Here is a 22,202-nt window from a genome sequence, read left to right on the forward strand (position 1 = left end):
GATGAAATGCACTTTTCTACAAAAAACTAAAAAAAGTTGATTCCCATAATTAACAGAAATCAACTTTTTCTAATTCTAATAATATATATGTATACTAAACTTAACCCTTACAATAGATCACCTGCAGCTTTAATTTTAACCCGATTCGTATTTCCAGGATAATATGCCAGTGGAGTATCTTCTATCTCAATAATCTCTATGGTTTCACGTATCGCTCCTGAATCAACCGCCATTTCTATAGCTTCTTCTTTAGCCTTATTCAACGCATCTTCTCTTTTAATCTCCTCATAATTTATTAGTTTCTCATAAGTACTACTAACTCTGGAGATTGCTGATCCAATTGCATTGGCTATGCCAAAATGTTCTGGTCTTGCAACGGTATTTGTGCCTTCTAATTCATCAGGAATTATAATGGAACCACCACCTACCATAACAACTTCTATATCTTTATTAGAAGTTTTCATGATATCAATGCCTTCTTCTACCATTGATTTTATCTGCATCATAGCCTTCTTAGCAAAATCCTTGTCAAGCTTTTCTACTTTTGTTTTATCTCCTACTTCAGCCATACCAAGACATACAGCAATATCTGTAGCTGTGATAACATCTCCTCCAAAAACTAAAGCTTTGTCAGTTATTTCATAACCTACGCTATCTGGACCAACCGTAACAGTTCCATCTTCTTGTTTTCTAACGATAGAACCTCCACCTAATCCTATAGATATAACATCAGGCATTCTAAAATTAGTACGGACACCACCGATTGTTACCGCAACACTTGATTCTCTAGGGAATCCATTATGTATCACACCTAAATCTGTGGTTGTACCTCCTACATCAATAACGACAGCATCTTGCAAGTTACTTAAATAACTAGCTCCACGTATAGAGTTCGTAGGACCACATGCAATGGTCAATATAGGATATTTTCTTGCATGATCTATTGTCATTAATGTTCCGTCATTCTGGGATAAAAATATCTTAGCATCAGTGACTCCTTCATTTTCCAAGCTACGAGCAAATCCATCTGTAAAACGTTCTGCCACCTTATATAGAGACGCATTCAAAATAGTTGCATTTTCTCTTTCAATCAACCCCATAGAACCAATCTCACTGGAAATAGATATATGTACATCATCACCCATGACTTCTCTACAAAGTTTTGCAGCTGCCAGTTCATGTTCATTACGAACAGTAGAGAATACACAGGAAATAGCTATTGATTTCACTTTTCCCTTCATCTTCTTAAAAAATGACTTCGCTTCATTTTCATCGAATGGCGCTAGTTCTTTTCCGTCGTATTCAAATCCACCTTTTACAATAATTGTATCAACGGCAATCTTTTTTATATCATTCTCCCAATCTACCATAGCTGGTATACCAAGGGTTGCAGGAGCTCCGATTCTCATAAAACCAATAGGAGCTAAATTTTTTCGTTCAACTATAGCGTTAGTACACTGGGTTGTACCTAACATTGCTTGATGAATATCTTTTCTATCAACACCAGATATTTCTAATACGCTTTTTAAAGCACCTGAAATTCCATCGTGAATATCCTCTGTTGTAGGATGTTTTATTTCTGCCACTATATTCAAGTTTTCATCTACTAATACTGCATCTGTATTGGTTCCACCTACATCAATACCTAATTTATACATTTATACTACTTCCTTTCACCCGTTGTTCTAGAGGAATATAATCAGTATCACAGCCAAAGTAACCAGGTCCAACTAATTCTAGACCTGCTTGGGTTCTCCACATCTCAAAACACTTGAGTCCTACAACCATTACCCGTTTCCCATACTTTATAGCATCTGTAGTCACTGGAATAAATGTTTCTGTATCTACTATACAGATTAAATCTGGTGTTGTAGCCAACAATTCTCCATCTACTTCAGCTGTCAGATTCTCATTTTGGAAAGTTACTGAGGCATTCTTTCCCTTATATTCTCCAATACCCTCTAAGACTACATTACCAAAATTAAAAGCACCTTTTGTTTCACGAAGTACATCTACAATTTTACCTTTGAACAACTTAAAACCTTCAGTAGATTTTAGGAAATTCTGTTCAGGTGTTTCCTCATTACAGTCTTTTACCTTACGAATGGCTTCTCCGAGTTTCTGACTTCTGGTAACGATATTCTTGACTGCATATTTTTTCAATGTGGCACCATCTACACAAAAAAGTGAAACAGAAACGGAACCTCCACAGCTCATTGTTACGGCTCTTGCCAGTTCTTCTGTCCATTTATTGGTAATGGTGTTAAAGATAGCGCAATTTCCTTTTTCGTCTGTTAATGCCATAGGTGTGGCTTTAACCCCTCCTATTGTAAATGTAACCATCTGTAACTCTGGAAAAGCTCTTCCCATACCGTCAGCATCTACCATAGGAAGCCCTAATCTAGCACAAGCTGCTATAGGAAGCATACTATTTACTCCACCAGCCTCAATTGGCATGAAAGCATATATCTCCTTACCATAAAATTTGGACACCATATCATATAAGGTCTTATACTCGTTTCCTCCAACACCTTTTTCACCAAGAATAGTTGGTGCACCCATCATAGCAATAGGAACAATAAGTGCATCATCTGGTATCTCTTCAGGGTCCAACAGTGTTACTTCTCCACATTCCTGCACAGCCCCCATGGCTATCAGCTTCCCTATATAAGGGTCTCCACCTCCTCCTGCTCCTAGTAATGCAGCTCCTAGTGCGATGTCTTCTATCTCTGGTAATCCAATTTTTCGCATTTACATACAACTCCTTTCAACTATCAAACTCTCATCTTAATGTAAAGATTACAACTGTTACATTTCTAATATTTATTTCTCTGGTAATAATTTATATAATATAATGTACACAAACATTGCTACTAAAATTCCGTTTAATGGTCCAATAAAAAATGGAATATTTAGAATCGGTAAAGCGGTTATCAATGTTGGAAAAGCAGCAAATGTACCACCTGTTATGCAGGCAATGAGTGCACCTGCTACAAAAGATATCATGCCCTTTGCTGAAACTCCTTCACGTATTTTAAAATTCTCTTTTTTCCCTCTACCTATTATCCAATAATCAGCAATCAGAGTACCTACAAGAGCAGGAACCAAAGCTGACAATAAGCTTAAAAAGGAAGTGAGTTGATTCAATACTCCAATTACAGCCAATAAAGTTCCAACTCCACCTGCTACGGCTGTTGTAATTTTGAACTTGCTCTCATCAAATCCCAACAGATTGGATAGAGACAATCCTCCACTATAAGCATTTGTAATATTAGTCGTCCAGGTTGCCAATACCAAAGCTACCAAACCTATAGCTGGTACACCTACAGTAGTCAGTACTGTACTTATATCGTATTGACCAGTTACAATACTCATTAGTGCACCGATTAAAAGCATGATTAAGCCTGCTGGCAGAACTCCTAATATTGAGGATTTTATAACATCTTTTCTACTTTTGGCAAAACGACAATAATCACTGCTGATGGCTCCACCAACTGCAAAAGTTGCAACAACAAGACTTATTCCACTCATTAGAGTAATGGGTGTCGCTGGTGTATAATCAGCAATAACCGTAGCACCATCAAACTGTACCATTGCAGCCCAAACTCCATAACCACATACGATTAATAACAAAGGAACAGCCAGATAATTCAGCCATTTCAACCCTTTAAATCCATAACAAGCGGTGACTAACATTATCGTTCCCCACAAGATTGAAGATATCCATACAGGTATTTGAATTCCTATCATTGAAGCTAACATTGAAGAAAAAGAAGCTCCACATACAGCTGATTGAATTCCAAACCATCCGATACAGGCAATTGCCAACACACTGCTGATTACATATTTGGCTCCTTTTTCACCTAAAGCTCCCGAAGCCATGACAGCTGTTGGTAAACCAGTGTCACATCCTTGCATACCCATAAAACTCATGTAAAAGCAAATAATTCCATAACCAATTAATATAGCTATAACAACATTACCTAATGATAACCCGTTACCTAGAAGACCTCCAACCATTAAGCATGGTACACAGATCATTGATCCGATCCATACTATTGCAATAGACTGCCAACTTTGACGTTGCTCTTGTTTCACTTCAAATCCAGTACTCTTTTCGTTCATATTAAAACTCCTTTCATATAATCCATAATTTTCATGTGGCCCTATACGATTAAATTTATAATAACCAACGAAAAAACTGTTGATTTTCAAACCTATTACCTAATTATATAGATTTCATATTTATCTGTAATTATCTGAAAGGCAAAAAAAAATAGCTGATTATTGTCCCATTGTACAATAACCAACTAAAAGGATTCTCTATTTTCATGTCCTGCTAAGAAAGTTTTGATTTATTTTTCAAAAGTCTTCTAAGAGCAACTGCCTTATATAGATCATAAGACTCTGGCATCTTATCTATATGAAAATTAAACTTTTCATTCAATTTTTTTATTCTATATTTTATAGTATTTTTGTGGAGAAATAACTTTTCTGCTGTTTTGGATACATTTAATCCAGAATCCAACATAAAAATTTCAAGTGTAGTATATAATTCCTTTCTTTGCTCTTTCCCACTTTTCTCAATGGGCGACAACAAATGTAAGGTCTCTTTTATACTATCTTCTCCTTTGTCTATTACATCTTGGCATTTTTTTGCAAATTGTAATTCTTGTAGAGTAATTGAGCACTTATTAGGATATATACATCTTGCCTGTTGCAAATAATTACTGCACATTATGTAAGCACTTCTTACTTCTCTAGTATTTTCTAGGGCAAAATTACTTACTAAAATGATTTTCTCTTCAAAATCCTCTAATTCATATAGAAGACATTCTGTTATCATTTCGCAGGAGTTTTTTACCTTCGCCTTACCTAAGAATATGACGAAGCAGTCATTATAATTACCAACCAAACTGACCTCAAAGAATTTTTCGATCACTGTCTTTGTCTTTTCCTTAAGATATTGATTTATCTTATTTAATTGTCCATTATTAGTTATAGATTTATCCTGTTTAACAATAAGCAGATGCTGTATTGCTCTAACATCTATATGAAATATTTCAGCAAGTCTTCTCATTTTCATAGGTTCATCATTCAAAATAGCCCTTATCAATTCTTCTGTTCCAATATTTCCATGTCCTTGGCTCCATATATTTATGAATAGCTGTACAACTTCTGCAGCTTGTCTACATATTTCCTCTGATAATATACCATCTTCTTTTACTATAATTAAATATAGACATGATGTTTTTTCACTTTTTATACTATGACTACAGATACAGATATCACGATTAATAAATACAGAATCAGGCTCTTTAGGTATCCTAGTATAATCATTACCATAATATTTCCCTATATCAGTGAGCTTTACATTGCTTATTCTAGGCCAGTTCGCCATATTCATGCTGACGAAATCATAGTCCGTCAAATAAAGGGAGCAAGTCATCCTGTCACTCAACATCCTAAGTACTGTATCCATACTGCGTTGATGAACGGGTAAAAGAGATATTCTCTCCAGCATCTCACTGACAAGATGAATATCTACTTTTTTCTCTTTTAATATAGCTTCCACCACCTCGTAGATGACTTCGCTATACCTTAGGTCCATCCTGTTTTTTGGCATGCAGATTATAGAGAATCCCAATTCATCAGCAAGTTCAATCACTTTTTTGTCAATGCATGGAAGAAAAATCCCCACATAATAAAGTATCAAACCTACTTCGCCCATTTCGTGAAGACGTCTGATCACTTTACATTGTGCATCAACATCATCTTTGATATAAACAAAACCTGTAATTACTATTTCACTTCCATAGAATTTGCTATTCTTAAACAATTCATCCTGGAGAGCTATAGGATCAGGATATTCTAGGACAGAAATGGAATCTACATTTTTATATAATCCTTTCTTTCCCGCAACTACTTCAGCATTGCTCAGTGAAGGTAAATTTAATAAGTCCGCTATTGATAAACTCATTCTTATGTCTCCTTAATATAGTCTCAACATCAATATTTATTATATATTATACCTTAAAAATAACAAATCATGTAATTAATTATAGAAAGTTGATTCCCGTAAGTAACAGAATCAACTTTCTAATTTCAACAATATATTAACTTTTATAACACTGGGCTATCATTCCTAGCCTTTAATCTATCCCATCTTCTATCAACTTCCTGCTGAATATCTCCTAGCAAATCTTCATATTTTGGTTTCAATAAGTGTTTAGTTCTTCCCATCATCTTGAAGAAATCTGCCATTGGGATTTTTTTATTCTTAGTCTCTGGATTGTAATTTATTGTAGTAATACCATTTTCAATTTCATATAGAGGATGATAACAGCTGTTAACTCCTGCTTCAATTACACTTCTTTCATATCTTGGTTCATCACCCCAGTTAAGAGGACAGGCTGATAATGCTTTTATAAAGGCTAAACCATATTCTGAAGCATATTTCTGAGCCTTAGCAGCTTTCCTGATAAAATCTGTTGGCATGAACTCAGCAACTGTGGCAACATAAGGAATGTTAGTAGCTGCAAATATCATAGGAGTGTCCTTATTGTAGTTAGCCTTACCTGCCTGAGCAGGACCGACATGAGAAGTTGAAGTCTTAGCTCCTCTTGGTGATGAATAGGATAATTGATATCCTGTATTCATATAACCACCATTATCATATTCCATTATTATCATTTTATGATTTCTAAGCGCTGCACCTAGAGCGGCTCCCATACCTATATCCAGACCACCGTCTCCACTGACCATGACAAATGTGAAATCTTCACCTTCTGGTATCTCTCCTCTTTTTTGTTTTTGATGGAACATCTCTACAACACCTGAAAGAGTAGCTCCACCATTTTGGAATAGATTGTGGATATAACTTACTTTAAAAGCTGTTTGTGGATAAGGAGTTGTTACAACCATACCACATCCTGTCTGGAACAATAATACTACATTACCTTCAATACCTTTTAATAATAGATTAACATTAACAGGAATACCACAGCCTGGACATGCTCCTGAACCTGGTCCCCATCTTTTTGGCATTTTGGTAGCTACCTTAGGCACACCACCTTTTGCAATGAATCTTCCTGTTTCTTCATCTTTAGTTACAGTAACTACCCCTGGAGATGATTCCTCTTTAGTTATAGGCTTGAATAACTGCTTAGGTTCATAACTCTCATCACCTTTATAGTTACCATAATAATCAAATCTATTTTCTACTTTTTGACTCTTAGCTATGTCAAGGGCTCTATTTAACATCTCTATGGCATCTTCAATATAAAAGTCTTTTCCACTAAGTCCATAAACCAGTGTTGCAACTTCAATATTTGATTTATGATCTTGTAAAGTAGCCTTTAACTCTATTGACAAATTACCACCATTAGCACCATAACTATCTTGTCTATCAGCTACAACTATAGCTTTTGTATTCTTGACCATCTCATATATTTCATCTTGATACCAAGGTCTAAGTGCATTGACTGCGAATACACCAACTTTTTTACCTTCTTTTCTTAATTCATCAACTGCAAGAATTGCAGTATCATAACTTGAGCCTATTATGAATAGAGCAGCTTCTGCATCTTCCATCTTATAACCTTCAACTACATTATACGTTCTACCAGATAATTCACCATATTCTTTTAAGACGTCTTTAATAACACCTCTAGCTTCATTCATGGCTTCATGTAATTGGAATTTGTTGTTTATCAAGTCTGGTTCATTCATATAAGAACCCATAGTTACTGGTTTATCAGGGTCCAAGAGATGGTAGTCTGGCTCATACTTGCCAACGAAGCCCTGAACATCTTCATCTTTTGCAAAAACCTTTGCTCTTCTTTTTTGATGACTGGTGAAGAATCCGTCAAAAGCAACTATTACAGGCAATTTAACTTTTTCAGCAATCTTAAGAGCACATATATTCATGTCATATACTCTCTGAGGGTCTTTTGCAAAGAGAATCACCCATCCTGCATTTAGAGTATACATAATATCACTGTGGTCACCTTTTATAGAAAGAGGACCAGATACCGTACGACATACTACATTAAGTACCATGGGAAGTCTAGTACCTGACTGTACAGGTAATTGCTCTAGAGCATATAGGAGACCATTAGCTGATGTAGCATTGAAAACACGTCCGCCACCAGCTGTAGCTCCATAACAGATACCAGCTGCTCCATGCTCTCCATCACCTGGTATCATCATTACGTCATGTTCTCCTTCTGCTTTTAACAGATCCAAGTGTTCTGCTATCTTGGTTGATGGAGTAATTGGATAATAACCCATTATATGATAATTTATTTGTTTAGCCGCATAAGCCGCCAGCTCATTCCCACTATCAAAAACAATCTTTTGTTCTACCATTATTAATCCTCCTCTACTTTCTAATTTCCGCTCTCAGTATTGACAATTGAATTAGCGCCAGTATCCTGAAATTCCATCTGATCCACAATCAAGTCTTTATTTCTGACATGTAATTTACTGATATCATAATCTCTTTCTAATTCAGCTGTCAATGCCGCTGTTGGACAGACTTCTATACATCTAAGGCAGCCTTTGCAATGATGATAATCCAATCCTTTATTGACCATTGCAGGTTTTCCTTTGTATTCTCCTTCAACAAATTGGAATACCATATCTGGACATGTAGTATCACATAGACCACAATGTATACATTTTTCTACATGGAATATAGGAACATAACCTTGCCTGCTGGCAGATAAATCATTAGTCACTGTACTACCAGGTATAGTATTGACACCACCTATAGGAGCATTAGCATAACCCCAATCTCTTTTTACTTCTTTATATTCTTGATATGGGTATTTACCATCATCATCATATTTTGTGATTGTTATTTCTTCATAACCTCTTTTAACTCCAGCCAAGTTACCTTCCAATGCAACTGGATATTTCTTACCTATAGTCTCCTTTACTACTTGTTCCAAAGATTCCAATGAAATGAAACCTGTAGCTTTTCCTATTGCTCCTAACAATACCATGTTGATTCTTGTATGTTCTTCCAATGCTATTTTGAGAGCATCTACACATATTAAGGTTCCGGCATGCATTTTTAATCTATCTCTTATAACGTCCGGCTCGTCATTTGTATTCACTACAACCATAGTATTTTCATCCACACCAGCCATTACTGGTATTTTGCCAGCTAGATTCTCATGAAATATCCCTAATACATGAGGTTTCTCTATTGGACTGTTGATTCTTATTTCCATATTTGGATCACAATATCTAATAAATGCTTTAACTGGTGTTCCTTTTTTTTCTGAACCATAACTTGCGAAGTTAGAGCTATTAAGGTCAAGATATAGAGCACCTAACTCACCTAAAATTTTACCAATAAGATTGGCTCCCAGACCTCCAATACTCTCAAGCCTAATCTCATAAAAACCATGTTCATTTGTAACAGGTAGATTTACACTCATCTTCTTTCCTCCTTTTATGTGTTAAAAATCAATAGTAAAATTACTAAATATATCCTTTGACAATCATTATAACATAATAATAATTATTATCAAGTACTTATTATCTAATTTTATGTTCTATTTTTATACTCATACCACTTTCAGTATAAGTAAAAATATAACGGAATATACCAATTATTTATTTAAAAACAGTGTAATATTCAATTACTACTTAGCAAAGAGTTTTATTCAATTCACTTTAAAATAGAATTTTTACAGAAATAAAAAAATCATCCTATCACTTACCGATTCCACACATTCTACGTAAGTGATACAATGATTTTCTTTAATCTCAAGACATTATCTCTTTAATAACATCTTCCAAGACATTTTCATCTAATAAAGGACTTTTTCTTTTTGCTTTTGTCCCTCTTGGAACTTCTGAACTGTTTGGTATATTTTCATCCCTGTCCCTACTAACCCTAGGATAGTTTGAAATATCGTATATACCTTTTTTGCCTTTTTTATAAATTTTTTTGTTTTCTTTATTTTCACTATAACCTTCATTAGCAATCTTAACCCCATTCATAACGATTTCCAATTCATTATCCAGATGGTTGCACAGATAAATTGCAGCAATTTCCTTTTTATCCTCTAACCGGCATATCATTCTGACTCCAAGTAGTACTAATCCAAGTACTAAACCTACTATACCACATATTAAAACATTAGGTAAATTATTTATATTTATTTTATTCAACAATGCTATTTCCAGAAAAGTGAATGTAAGACCAATAAGTATTGTAAAATAAAGTGTATTGATAGCAATATCCTCCAATATACTAATAGGTATCTTATTTATTTTAATATCGTACAGATTCTTTTCAATAAAAATTTTTGTATTTAGTGGCTTAGTTCCCGAAACAACCCTATGTCTATATTTATGTTCAATCATCATGACATCCTTGTCCATAAATCTACCATCAATAGTCTTTAGAATTCCATTATATTTATTATTAGCCGATAAACAGCTAAATACACCTATAATAAAAATAAAAAATAATATTGAGCATACTATTAAATTAATTGTATCAAACATAACAAACTCCCCTTCCAATTATTTACAATTATTATACATCAATATTGCAATTTTTGGAAGAGTTATTTGGAAATTATTTACAATTTATAAAATTTCAATCATTCCTTCAATTATTTTCGTTGAATTATCAGCAGCAATCATAGTAAATTCTGCAAAATTAGTTTCCGCTGAATTATCTGCTTTATCTGATATGGACCTTATAACAACAAATGGCACATTATTAAGATGGCAAACATGAGCTATAGATGCCCCTTCCATCTCAGTACAGAATCCTCCAAAATTATCTAATAGTCTTTTTTTCACTTCCATATCTGAAACAAATTGGTCTCCACTGACAATTCTCTCAACAAAAACATTATGATCAGTAATCTTATTCTTACTTGCTTTGCTTGCAAGTTCAATCAACTTTTCATCTGCTTTGAAACAGCTTACATCCATTCTTGGTATCTCACCAAGTTTATACCCGAATCCTGTAGCATCCATATCATGTTGAAGAGCATCACTTGAAATAACTATATCAGCAATATTCAATTCATTGCTGACAGCACCAGCTACTCCTGTATTGATTATCATATCTACATTGAATTTATCAATCATAATCTGGGTACACACTGCTGCATTGACTTTTCCAATACCACATCTAACAACTACTACATCTTTGTCAAAGATCTTACCTATGTAAAATTCTAGACTTGCACAATGTTCAACTTGATCAATAACCATTTTTTTTTGTAAAGCTGCTACTTCTTCTTCCATAGCACCTATAATTCCTACAACGCTCATTATTTTCCTCCTAGATCATATATATATTTATCGCTTATAAATAGCAAAAAGTGTTCACATATATAATTATCTCATAGTACCAATAATTTGTGAACACTAATTTTTTAAATATTGCTATATTAAATTTTAAAATTGAATATTATGTAACATTTATATAATCCTTATATCACATTTTAACAAATTTTTCATTTAACTCTCTATGAACCATGATCCCTTGATGATTCATATTAAGCTGGTAAGCTTCTTGCAAATATTTTAATCCACTGTTGATTTTGCCTATTCCTAATTCTCCAAGCCCCATTAGATATAGGCAATGGACTCTGTTCTTAACATTCAAATCATCTTCAAATACTAGGAAATCTGGTAGGGAAACAGCAAAATAATCTATCTTCTTGTTATCATAAATATGATTTTCACCATAATCAAATAGCTTGTTGAACATTCCCTTTGCTTCACTGACTCTATTTAACTTCGCTAGAGCTAACCCTTGATAGAACATCATATCAGCAGGCTGGTCATTGTAATACATAGCATCCGTAGGCTCATCTATTCCATAAGAAGCTTTATCATAACATTCTACCGCTTTACTTTCTTCACCAATAAGTTCATAAGCCATTCCCATAAAATAGTATATATCATTTTCTGCTGCTGCTGGAAGTTTACCTTCACCAAGATTATGAGGATATACTGTACACTCTTGTAATAACTTGATAGCTTCCTCAGCTTTATTACTCACTATAGCTTCCTTGGCAAGTTCAATACGGCAACGTTTGTACTGGGTAGTTACTTTTCCTTCGCCACCCTCCCAAGGATGGAATTTTCTATTAGCTATAAGTTCCAATGCCTTGCTATAATCACCAATGTTGTTATATAAGGTAATGTATTCAATAAATAGATCATCTCTCTTTTCTACAGTTTCCATATGTTCTTCAAGGAAAGTTAATCTTTCTTTATAAGGTCTTTGCAGTTTTTTATACAGTTGGTCAAGTTCAAAAAGCACTCTTGCATCAGTCTGATCCAAGTCAAATGCTTTTTCCAAATAGAATAGCCCCTTCTTGGTATCATCATTCTTATTAACATAAGCTAATGCTAGGTTCCTGCTGGCTATTGCAAAGGTATTGTCTTTTTCAATACTTGCTTCCCATAATTTTATTGCTTTTTGATACTGTTTTTTATCATATAACAGGTTAGCCAGATAATAAGGTGCCTTGGAATCTTTATTATTGATGTACATAGCTTCCGCTAACACTAAAATAGACTCTAACCTATTAGGGAAACAATAATCTGGTTTTATAGCCGCAGCCTTCTCATAAGCTTCTACAGCCTTATCCTTATCATCAGCTCTCATATAATAATATCCCATGTAATAATTAATCAATGGATAACTATCTTCTCCTTCATCATACAAGGATAAAATATCTATGGCATCTTCATAGAGACCTCCATTACCATAATCAATAGCAAGTTCAAGATAATTATGATGGTATCCTCTTAATAGATCATTTAATCTTTTGAAATACTTATCTGCCAGCTCTTTATCATCAAGGATAGTATAATTTTTATATAATTCATATACAGCTCCAAAATCTATAGGGTCAATATCTATAGTTTCTAATGCCAGTTTTACACTGGATTCATTGCGTCCCAAAATTCTTAGGATAGAAGATTTTAGATTACGTGCTTTAGTGTTATGATAATTTCTTACAATAGATTTATCTATATGTTCTAATCCTAACTCCCATTCTTCGTTAATACAATTAATACAAGCAATTTCATAGTAACCACTGTCTTGCCAAGCACTACTCCATACACTCTTATAGAATGCATCATAAGCTTCACTATATCTGCCTTGTTTTTTTAATGTTAATCCTAGATTATAATATGGTTCACTATCATATGGGTTTGGATTCTTTGCCGTTACAGTTTCTATTGCTTTTCTAAAATATTTTTCACTCTCTTCAAAATTACCTCGTCTGTACATAAGCAGTCCATAAGCATTATTGTTCCTTATATCTCCTTCGTCTCTCTTAAGAGCTTCAAGATAATAATCTTCTGGTTGATACGTTGCATGGCGATATTGCTCTATATGGAGACCAGTCAAGAAAAGTTCCTCACAAGTCTTGATATCCTTTGGTTCCAATGCAGGTTTTGCAGGGTCTGGAGTCTGAAGTATCTCAGGTTTAGCTGGTCTATAACTAATCAACTCCTGTCCGTTACTCTTTCTTACAATCACTTCTAATCTATATTCCTCAACTTTACTCTTTAATTCAATACTTTCTTCTATTGCAGCAACTGGAGATATTTCTTCTATTGGCTGTTCATATATCAACTCATCATCTAGATACAAGCTCATAGTCAGCCCTTCAAAGATACTTGTTGTATATAACATAACTCTTGCTATATCTTCTACTACCTCTAGATTCAACACAGCATCAATGGTAGCATTCTTCACTTCTCCTACTTTTTTGTAAGGCATAAAATATTGTTTGAAAGTCTTTTCTTCCTTTGGTGCTAACCATGTAAAGTCTGGTTGATTATCAGTATAGATCCCTGTCATAAGTTCAATATATGGTCCGTCTTCATCAGTTAGATTTCTATCCCATGCCTGTCCAAAATCACCATTACCCCAAGTCCATTGTTTCTTACCTGGTGAGATATGATGGTCAGCTATATGAAGTATTCCTGCTTCAACCGAGAAATCATAGCCTCCCACAAAATTATAATCCGAATGATACGCCATATAGGAGGTTGGAACTTGAAGATTCTTATATCTGGATATGTCCACACCTTCTGAATAATCCATCTTATAATAGACCCCTGTTGCTATAGGAAATCTGGAAACATCTCTTTTACCATGGTCGAAAACTGCATGAACATCTGGAGGGAAGATTGATTTTGTATAATCATTGACTTCTACAGCCGGATTAGCCCACCATAAAAAAGTCTGAGGTACTTCGGTTCTATTATACAATTGTCCTCTTACTTCAATATAAGCTTTATCTTTATATACTGTAAAACCAGCCATTCCCTTAGTTCCATACATACGGTCTATTTCACTTACCCAACAGGTCTTGCTTCCGTCCTCATTTTCCTCAATAGCATACTCTATAGGAGAAAAAGTACTAGGTCTATGGTGTTGAGGCCAGTTGAATTCAATACCTCCAGAAACCCAAGGTCCTGCTAATCCTACCAAAGCAGGTTTTACCACATGATTATAATAAACAAAATCATAGTTATTGGTCTTATCATATGCTCTATAGATCTTACCACCCATTTCAGGCATAATCATAACCTTGATATACTCATTTTCCAAATATACCACTTCATAAGTTTTCATTACTTTTTCATCAATCAGTTCATCTGTAAAAGCAAGAGGATATATCTTACCCGAACTGCCTTGATAAACTCTTTTCTCTAGAAACAGTGGATTCTTATTAGGTTCACCCACTGGATATGTAGGTAAATCAATAGTATCTACCCAAATCTTAGCATCCATTATATTACTCATAAAAACACCTTCCTTATTATAATTTTTATTTTACATTTATCATTATCTTTCTAACTAATCAGTAACACTTGTTAAACTAAGCTCTATACTGAATTCAAAATCAGTATTTGGTTCTAACTTCATAAATTTATTATTCTCGTAAACACTTTTCATACTGTCATAAAAACCATTAGAAGGTTCTAAAGCACAATTATAGTCACCTCGAAAGCCACCTTCTGTAACCCAAAATCCTAGATAAGGTAATTTTGTTGCATCATATTTTGTAACGAATTCAATTCCTTTACTGGGATAGTAAGCACCACAGATTCCATCTTCTATCTTATCCATTACATAATACTTTTCGTATCCATTACTATCAGGTGATTTAACATGGTCTAGAAAAAAGCTTTTTCCTTCATTTGTCTGTGTTACAGGAAAAGGATGTATACTACCTTTTTTACCTAAAAAGCTGCTTTCCAGTACATTTATAACTTCCTTTGTCTCACTAGGGAATTTCAAGATTATATTTTTCTCACAATTTATCAGACAATGCATGGTATAAAAACAATCAATCACTTCTGAACCAGTATTTTTGATTTTGTAATCAATCAAAATAGTATTCTCATTAATTCCGATAGACTTCTCATAGGTATAAGGCAATAACCTGCTTGCATATTTTAACTTAACCCTATCACCAATGATCTCATAGTCAAAACAACTACTCCATATCTCTCCATGATCTGGATACTTGATCTTCTCGGAACCAAAATCTGCAAAACCCTCATCAACACTTGGAAAACAATCGTCAAAACCAGAAGCATCATATAATGAGAAATCATCATACATATCTGGCTTCATATATTCGTCCTTCTTATTCTGAAATAATAATTCAAACTTCTTATCTTTATGATAGAATGAAGCAATCTTCCCCCCCAGCTCGGGTAATATAGTACAGCTAATCAAGTTATTACTCATATGTATACTTTTTGCATTCCTATAATTACTCTCATATATCTCTAGCTTTTCTTTCATGTAATCACCTGCCTTATCTTTATACTATTATTCTAATAAGTTAAGAGGATATTAGAAATATCATATATCAATCAAAAGATGGATTATATTACTTTTTTCATTGCCAAAATAATTTTATTAATGTATACTAACTACATGAATAGAATCAAGATAGAACAAGGATTCAAGAGTGAAAAACTCATTGTGATTCCCAAGCCCATTCTGGAAAAAGTTACTATTCATCCATTAATAAAACCTTTGTTCATAACAGACATAGGTTATTTTCCAGAAGCTAGACATCATTATAGAGAAAGAAAGGAAGGTTCTAATCAATACATCTTACTTTTTTGTGTTTATGGAAAGGGAAAAATAGTATATGATACAATGGACTTTACTCTAGAAAAAAATCAGTTAACCATAATAGAAGCTAATAGAAATCATATATATTATGCTGATGAATGTGACCCATGGAGTATATACTGGATACATTTCAACGGTGACTTAAGCTGTGAATATTATAACTATATCATGAAAGAAAATGAACCTGTAATAACGGTGTCACCATTGAAACACAGTAATCTGGTAAAACAATTTGAGCAGATATATCATCTCCATGAAAAAGGATATTCAATCAATAACATGATATATATCAATAAATTGCTTGGTGTGTTTTTAACAAGTATTATTCATGATGGAAAAAATAACTACGGAAACAATTGTGGTGATTGTGGTTTCATCAATCAGTGTATTGAATATATGAATAAAAATATTGACAAGAAAATAACCCTGGAAGGTCTAAGTAATCACCTATTTCTTAGTAAAAACTATCTTATACATGTTTTCAAAGAAAGTACAGGTTATTCTCCTATTGATTATTTTATCCATTTGAAGATGCAGAAGGCTTGTCAACTATTGGATACCACCAACAAGAGTATAAAAGAAATATCCAAGATACTAGGTTACAAAGATCCTTATTATTTTTCTAGAGTTTTCAAGAATAATATTTCTCTATCTCCTAATAACTATCGAAATATTAAAAAAGGCTGATTAATCAATAACATCTTAGAAAGGATAGATACATATGTACGAATATCATACATCAGGAACATGCTCTACAAAAATAACCTTTGACATCAAGGACAACAAGGTAACTAATGTAAAATTTACTCGTGGTTGTGCTGGTAACTTATTAGGTATCAGTACCTTGATTGAAGGTATGGAAGTAGATGAGGTCATAGAGCGTTTGGATGGACTTCCTTGTGGCTCCAAATCCACATCATGTCCAGACCAGTTAGCACAGGCATTAAAAAAGTACAAGCAAAATAACGCTTAATATTTTTATAGGCTATCTCATAATTCATTTAGAATCCTTCTACAGGGATATTCAAGTAAATGTATATTGGGATGGTCTCTTTTTAAGTTACAAACACGTTATTTTTATCTATTTTCATCTAAATACCTTACAAGAATATCCATATTTCCATCTTATTGCCCAAATAAGCCCTAATACAATTATTTCCTTTCAGCTAAATTCCTTTATATTTCACAGTTTTCCACAGTAAAAACAAAAATTTTATACTTTATGCACAAAACACCTTGAATAATGTAAAAAAATATGCTACACTCTACCTAACTGGTAGTGACGAGATGACATCACGTTAACACCACCTTAAGGAGGAATAATATGAAAAGTATCGATACGCCAATACCTTTGTACTATAAGTTAAAACAAGAAATCATAAGAATGATTGAAGATGAAGAAGTGAATGCTGATGAACTAATACCCTCAGAACGTGACATGATGGAGAAATACGATATCAGTCGTACTACAGTTAGAAAAGCAATCGACGTATTAGTTAACGAAGGTTATTTGTACAAGATTCATGGTAAAGGCACATATGTAAAAGGTAAAAAATTCGCACAAGGATTACTAAAATTGACTAGTTGTACTGAGATGTTGAGAAGCAAAGGCTTCGATCCTATATCAAAAGTTTTGAAATATGATGTGTTCACGCCAAGTAAAAGAATAATTCATCATATGAATCTAGATAATAAGGACAAAGTGTTCTATACAGAAAGAGTTAATCTAATTGAAGGTACTCCTATCAACTACACAAAATCCTATATACCCTACAAATATGTACCTTCCATTGAAAATTTTAATTTTAATAATAACTCAATCTATAAAACCCTTTCACAGGTTTATAAAATAGAGATTATAGGAACTAACAGAACAGTAGAAGCAGTATTACCCTCCGAAGAACTTGCAAAAGCATTGGATATCAGTCTTAACCTTCCATTGCTGAAATTCAACGGCTGGGTATATGGAAAACATGATAATGACAAAATATTAGTAGAATATTTTAAAACTTATTACCGCTCTGATAGATCAAAATTCTATATGGATTTTGTTGAATAAGCAGATACTTTCCAATTTTACTAATAACTTTCGTACCAAACTTAATAAAATGTTTTACCCATCCCTTTGGTACGAAAGATTTTTTAAAAAGTAGAATGGAAGTTATCATAAATGTCAAAACTAATTAAAACTTATTTAATTACAAAAAAGGAGGATAAAAATGAACTTAAAAAAGGTATTTGCAATTATGTTATGCTTAACTCTATTATTAGTGGGTTGTACAAAAACCGGTGACAACAAGAATAATAACACCGACACTGATGATAAAGATACAGCAAAAGACAAAACATTCAAAGTTGCTATGGTAACAAGTGCTGGTGGACTTGGAGATCGTTCCTATAATGATTCAGCATATGAAGGACTCAAAAAGATCGAATCAGACATGAACATGGAAATAAAAGTTGTTGAACCTGCTGATGTTTCAGAGGGGGAAAAATACCTGACTGAACTTGCAAAAGCTGGATATGACTTAGTTTGTACCCTTGAATATGGACACGCTGATATTCTTAACACAGTAGCTCCTCAATTTCCAGATACAAGATTCGCAATATTCAACATAGTAGTAGACCAACCTAATGTTACTTCTGTAATTTTCAAAGAACATGAAGGCTCTTTCTTAGCTGGTGCTCTAGCAGCTATGGTAACTACTGATGATTCCATTGATAAAACAAATGATCAAAAGATAATCAGTGCTATAGGTGGTGTTCAATCTCCTGGTATTGATAAATTTATCGTAGGATACGAAGAAGGTGCCAAATATATAGATCCTGACATCAAAGTATTAAAAGGTTATTCCAACTCATTTGGTGATCCAGCAAAAGGAAAAGAACTTGCATTAGTACAGATTGACCAAGGTTCAGATGTAGTATATCAGATAGCAGGCGGAACCGGTGAAGGTGTATTCGAAGCAGTAAAAGAGAAAAATGTTTTTGCTGTAGGTGTTGACTCTGACCAAGATTATATTGTTCCTGGCAACATTCTTACAAGTATGATGAAAAGACTTGATATGGCGATGGTCATGCTAGCAGATAAATTACAAGATGGTACTATTGGCGATGAAAATGTTATAGAGCTTGGATTAAAAGAAGGAACAGAACTTAGTAAAATGGAACACACAAAAGATATGTTAAAACCAGAATATCTCGACCAACTAGAAGAAATAAGAGAAAAAATAGTTAGTGGAGAAATTAAGGTCACTGATGTGACAAAAGAATAAAAAAAAGATATCAACTAATCCTTGCCGCAATACATTTCAAGGTTTGGAATAAGGGAAAAGGCCTTGGAATGTATTGTAGATTAGTTAATACCTGTATAAACATATAAAATCATCCAAGTTTACATCATAAATAAACGAACTCGTTATGTAAAGGAGTGAATTTCCTTGTATATCATAGAAACTAAAAATCTCACAAAAAAATTTGGAGATTTTACAGCTAATAATAAAATTAACCTCCAAGTTAAAGAGGGTGAAATCCATGCAATTGTTGGGGAAAACGGTGCTGGAAAATCAACTCTCATGAATATGTTATATGGTTTATTACAACCAACAGAAGGTGAAATATACATTAAAGGAAAACACGTATCCATAAATAATCCTCGTGATGCAATTAACCTTGGAATAGGTATGGTTCACCAACATTTCAAATTAGTACCTACATTTACAATCTTCGAAAACATCTTATTGGGTGATGAACTCACAAAAGGCATCAGAATCAATAAGAAAAAAGAAATCAAAGTTGTAAAAGAACTTATTGAGAAATATGGTTTTAATATTAATCCAAAAGATAAAATTCAAAACGTACCCATAGGAACTGAACAAAGGGTAGAAATATTGAAAATGCTTTATCGTAACGTGGATATTTTAATACTTGATGAACCAACTGCTGTACTTACTCCTCAAGAAGTCGATGAACTACTTATCAGCCTTAATGAACTTCGTGAGGCGGGCAAGACAATCATCATTATTACACATAAGCTAGGAGAAGTCAAGAGATGCTCAGACAGCGTAACTGTCATAAGAAAAGGTGAAATTGTTGACAGGGTCGAAACAAAAGATGTAACAGAAAAAGACCTAGCCAAATTAATGGTGGGAAGAGATGTTCTACTCCAAGTAGAAAAACCGGAACCCAAAATTGGTGATGAACTCTTTTCTGTCAATAACCTTAGTGTAACCAATAAGCAAAAGGTTAGATTACTTGATAATGTAAATTTCGCTGTTAAAAGAGGAGAAATTCTTGGTGTTGCAGGGGTTGAAGGAAATGGTCAATCCCAATTAATCAAAGTACTCACAGGGCTTATGAAATGTACTAATGGAAAAGTAACATACAAAGACAAGAACATAACTAATTATCCATCTGAAAAAATTAGAAAACTAGGAATTGGTATTATTCCAGAAGATAGATATAAACATGGTTTGTGTAGGAATATGAAAATATCAGAAAATCTTATGGCAGGTTATCATGATACTGATAAATTTGGTTCTACCTATCATTATAACTATAAAAAAATAAGAGATAACCGTGATGAATTAATAAATGATTTTGATATTCGTGTAGGTTCAGCAGATGGTGATGTTGGACAGCTATCTGGCGGGAATGCACAAAAAGTAATTATTGCAAGAGAATTATCTATGAATCCTGATCTAGTTATCGCCAGTCAGCCTACTCGTGGAGTTGATATTGGTTCCATAGAGTTCATCCACAAACAACTCATCAGTCTCAGAAATGATAATAAAGCCGTACTAGTGGTATCTTCTGAACTATCGGAGGTTATGAATCTTAGCGATAGAATAATTGTCATGTACAAAGGTAGTATAATCGGCGAAGTCAATGCAAAAGAGACTACAAAAGAGGAACTTGGATATCTTATGGCTGGAATAACAGATAAAAGAGAGGTAGAGAATGATGGCTAAAATAAATTACAAGCAAATTTCAAAAAAAGTATTTTATCTTATATTACCTGTTATCTTTGCCTTTTTAGTAGGAGCAATATTAATTGTTGTATCAGGACACAACCCAATAGAAGCTTATGGTGCTATGTTCAGAGGTGCCCTGGTTGGGAAAAGCGCTCTTTATAATACACTATTCAGCTCTACTCCTATCATTGTAACCGGTCTTGCAATAGCAGTTGCTTTCAAAGCCAATCTCTTCAATATGGGTGTTGAAGGTCAAATGTATCTAGGTGCATTTGCTGCTGCGTATGTAGGATTTACTTTAAAAGGACTACCACCTGTACTTCATGTAATTCTATGTATACTAGCTGCTGTTGTGGTAGGTGGACTATTTGCTCTTATTCCGGGAGTATTAAAAGGCAGATTTAACGTAAATGAAATGGTTGTTACCATTATGTTGAACTATGTAGCAATATTATTGACTGATTACTTAACCAACTTCGTGTTCTACTCTGGAGAAGGTTATGCTGCTACATACCCTATAGAACAAAGTGCTTACCTTCCCCGTTTTATGAAAACATCTCAATTAAACTGGGCATTCATCATTGCTCTAATTATGGCATGTATAGTCTATTATATATTCAAATATACAAGACTAGGTTTTGAGATAAAAGCCATTGGTCATAATGTAAGCTTTGCAGAAGCTACTGGTATGAATACCAGAAATAAAGCAATCATCATTATGGTAGTTAGTGGAATGCTTGCAGGTATTGCTGGTGCAGGGGAAGTTCTAGGTGTTCATCATCGATTTATAGCTGGATTTTCACCTGGGTATGGATGGGACGGCATGACAATCGCCCTTCTTGGTAAAAACAACCCTATTGGTATTCTGATAGCAGCACTATTTTTTGGAATACTAAAAAATGGCGGAAGCACTATGGAACTAATGGTTGGCGTACCAAGATCCCTTATCAGTATAATTCAAGGTCTAATAATATTCTTCTTAGCTGTAGATTATTTAAATACAGAATTTGGTTTTATGTCAAGACTGAAACTTATGTTTAGAAGGAAAGTGAGGGGTTAGT

General features: G+C 33.8%; 16 protein-coding genes. 6 read left to right on the forward strand and 10 right to left on the reverse strand.

Going from position 1 to position 22,202, the window contains the following annotated elements; genetic code table 11:
* Window positions 1–107: 107 nt before the first annotated feature.
* The 10 genes from HYG85_RS10130 to HYG85_RS10175 form a co-directional block, all read right to left on the reverse strand.
* Complete coding sequence (locus HYG85_RS10130) at window positions 108–1,658, reverse strand: hydantoinase/oxoprolinase N-terminal domain-containing protein (RefSeq protein ID WP_212693363.1); 1,551 nt, start codon at window positions 1,656–1,658, stop codon at window positions 108–110.
* Window positions 1,651–2,751 (reverse strand): DUF917 domain-containing protein, encoded by a 1,101-nt coding sequence (locus HYG85_RS10135; RefSeq protein WP_212693364.1) that lies wholly within the window; start codon window positions 2,749–2,751, stop codon window positions 1,651–1,653. Before HYG85_RS10135 ends, HYG85_RS10130 begins: the two co-directional genes overlap by 8 nt.
* 72 nt (window positions 2,752–2,823) lie before the next feature.
* Complete coding sequence (locus HYG85_RS10140) at window positions 2,824–4,125, reverse strand: cytosine permease (RefSeq protein WP_212693365.1); 1,302 nt, start codon at window positions 4,123–4,125, stop codon at window positions 2,824–2,826.
* Between the two features lie 214 nt (window positions 4,126–4,339).
* On the reverse strand, window positions 4,340–5,980 hold the full coding sequence (locus HYG85_RS10145) for a PucR family transcriptional regulator (protein ID WP_212693366.1): 1,641 nt from the start codon (window positions 5,978–5,980) through the stop codon (window positions 4,340–4,342).
* Between the two features lie 143 nt (window positions 5,981–6,123).
* Window positions 6,124–8,370: a thiamine pyrophosphate-dependent enzyme gene (locus HYG85_RS10150; RefSeq protein WP_212693367.1), complete on the reverse strand. Its 2,247-nt coding sequence runs from the start codon at window positions 8,368–8,370 to the stop codon at window positions 6,124–6,126.
* Window positions 8,371–8,390: 20 nt separating this feature from the next.
* Window positions 8,391–9,449 (reverse strand): 2-oxoacid:acceptor oxidoreductase family protein, encoded by a 1,059-nt coding sequence (locus HYG85_RS10155; RefSeq protein WP_212693368.1) that lies wholly within the window; start codon window positions 9,447–9,449, stop codon window positions 8,391–8,393.
* Between the two features lie 331 nt (window positions 9,450–9,780).
* Window positions 9,781–10,527 carry a hypothetical protein gene (locus tag HYG85_RS10160; protein WP_212693369.1) on the reverse strand — a complete coding sequence of 249 codons (747 nt, stop codon included), beginning with the start codon at window positions 10,525–10,527 and terminating at the stop codon, window positions 9,781–9,783.
* Window positions 10,528–10,611: 84 nt separating this feature from the next.
* Window positions 10,612–11,310, reverse strand: a complete 699-nt coding sequence (locus tag HYG85_RS10165; protein WP_212693370.1) for a 5'-methylthioadenosine/adenosylhomocysteine nucleosidase — start codon at window positions 11,308–11,310, stop codon at window positions 10,612–10,614.
* 166 nt (window positions 11,311–11,476) lie between these two features.
* Entirely contained in the window at window positions 11,477–14,806 is a 3,330-nt protein-coding gene (locus HYG85_RS10170) for a DUF5107 domain-containing protein (protein WP_212693735.1), read from the reverse strand.
* 66 nt (window positions 14,807–14,872) lie between these two features.
* Complete coding sequence (locus HYG85_RS10175; protein ID WP_212693371.1) at window positions 14,873–15,829, reverse strand: DUF5107 domain-containing protein; 957 nt, start codon at window positions 15,827–15,829, stop codon at window positions 14,873–14,875.
* A gap of 135 nt (window positions 15,830–15,964) precedes the next feature.
* Between HYG85_RS10175 and HYG85_RS10180 the strand changes: the two genes are divergently transcribed.
* The 6 genes from HYG85_RS10180 to HYG85_RS10205 all read left to right on the forward strand — a co-directional run bounded on the left by HYG85_RS10180 (window position 15,965) and on the right by HYG85_RS10205 (window position 22,201).
* Window positions 15,965–16,855, forward strand: coding sequence for an AraC family transcriptional regulator (locus HYG85_RS10180; protein WP_212693372.1), 891 nt, complete (start codon window positions 15,965–15,967; stop codon window positions 16,853–16,855).
* Between the two features lie 34 nt (window positions 16,856–16,889).
* A complete protein-coding gene (locus HYG85_RS10185; RefSeq protein WP_113672864.1) occupies window positions 16,890–17,141 on the forward strand; it encodes a TIGR03905 family TSCPD domain-containing protein in 252 nt (83 codons plus the stop codon).
* A 351-nt stretch (window positions 17,142–17,492) separates the two neighbouring features.
* The gene (locus HYG85_RS10190) at window positions 17,493–18,227 is read left to right on the forward strand and encodes a GntR family transcriptional regulator (protein WP_113672865.1); all 735 of its coding nucleotides are present in this window, start codon (window positions 17,493–17,495) and stop codon (window positions 18,225–18,227) included.
* Between the two features lie 160 nt (window positions 18,228–18,387).
* Window positions 18,388–19,443 (forward strand): BMP family lipoprotein, encoded by a 1,056-nt coding sequence (locus tag HYG85_RS10195; protein WP_212693373.1) that lies wholly within the window; start codon window positions 18,388–18,390, stop codon window positions 19,441–19,443.
* A gap of 165 nt (window positions 19,444–19,608) precedes the next feature.
* Window positions 19,609–21,138 (forward strand): ABC transporter ATP-binding protein, encoded by a 1,530-nt coding sequence (locus tag HYG85_RS10200; RefSeq protein WP_212693374.1) that lies wholly within the window; start codon window positions 19,609–19,611, stop codon window positions 21,136–21,138.
* On the forward strand, window positions 21,128–22,201 hold the full coding sequence (locus HYG85_RS10205) for an ABC transporter permease (RefSeq protein ID WP_244971307.1): 1,074 nt from the start codon (window positions 21,128–21,130) through the stop codon (window positions 22,199–22,201). The genes HYG85_RS10200 and HYG85_RS10205 overlap by 11 nt, the downstream gene beginning before the upstream one ends.
* Window position 22,202 lies beyond the last annotated feature (1 nt).

The organism is Vallitalea guaymasensis, assembly GCF_018141425.1.
Classification (GTDB): domain Bacteria; phylum Bacillota; class Clostridia; order Lachnospirales; family Vallitaleaceae; genus Vallitalea; species Vallitalea guaymasensis.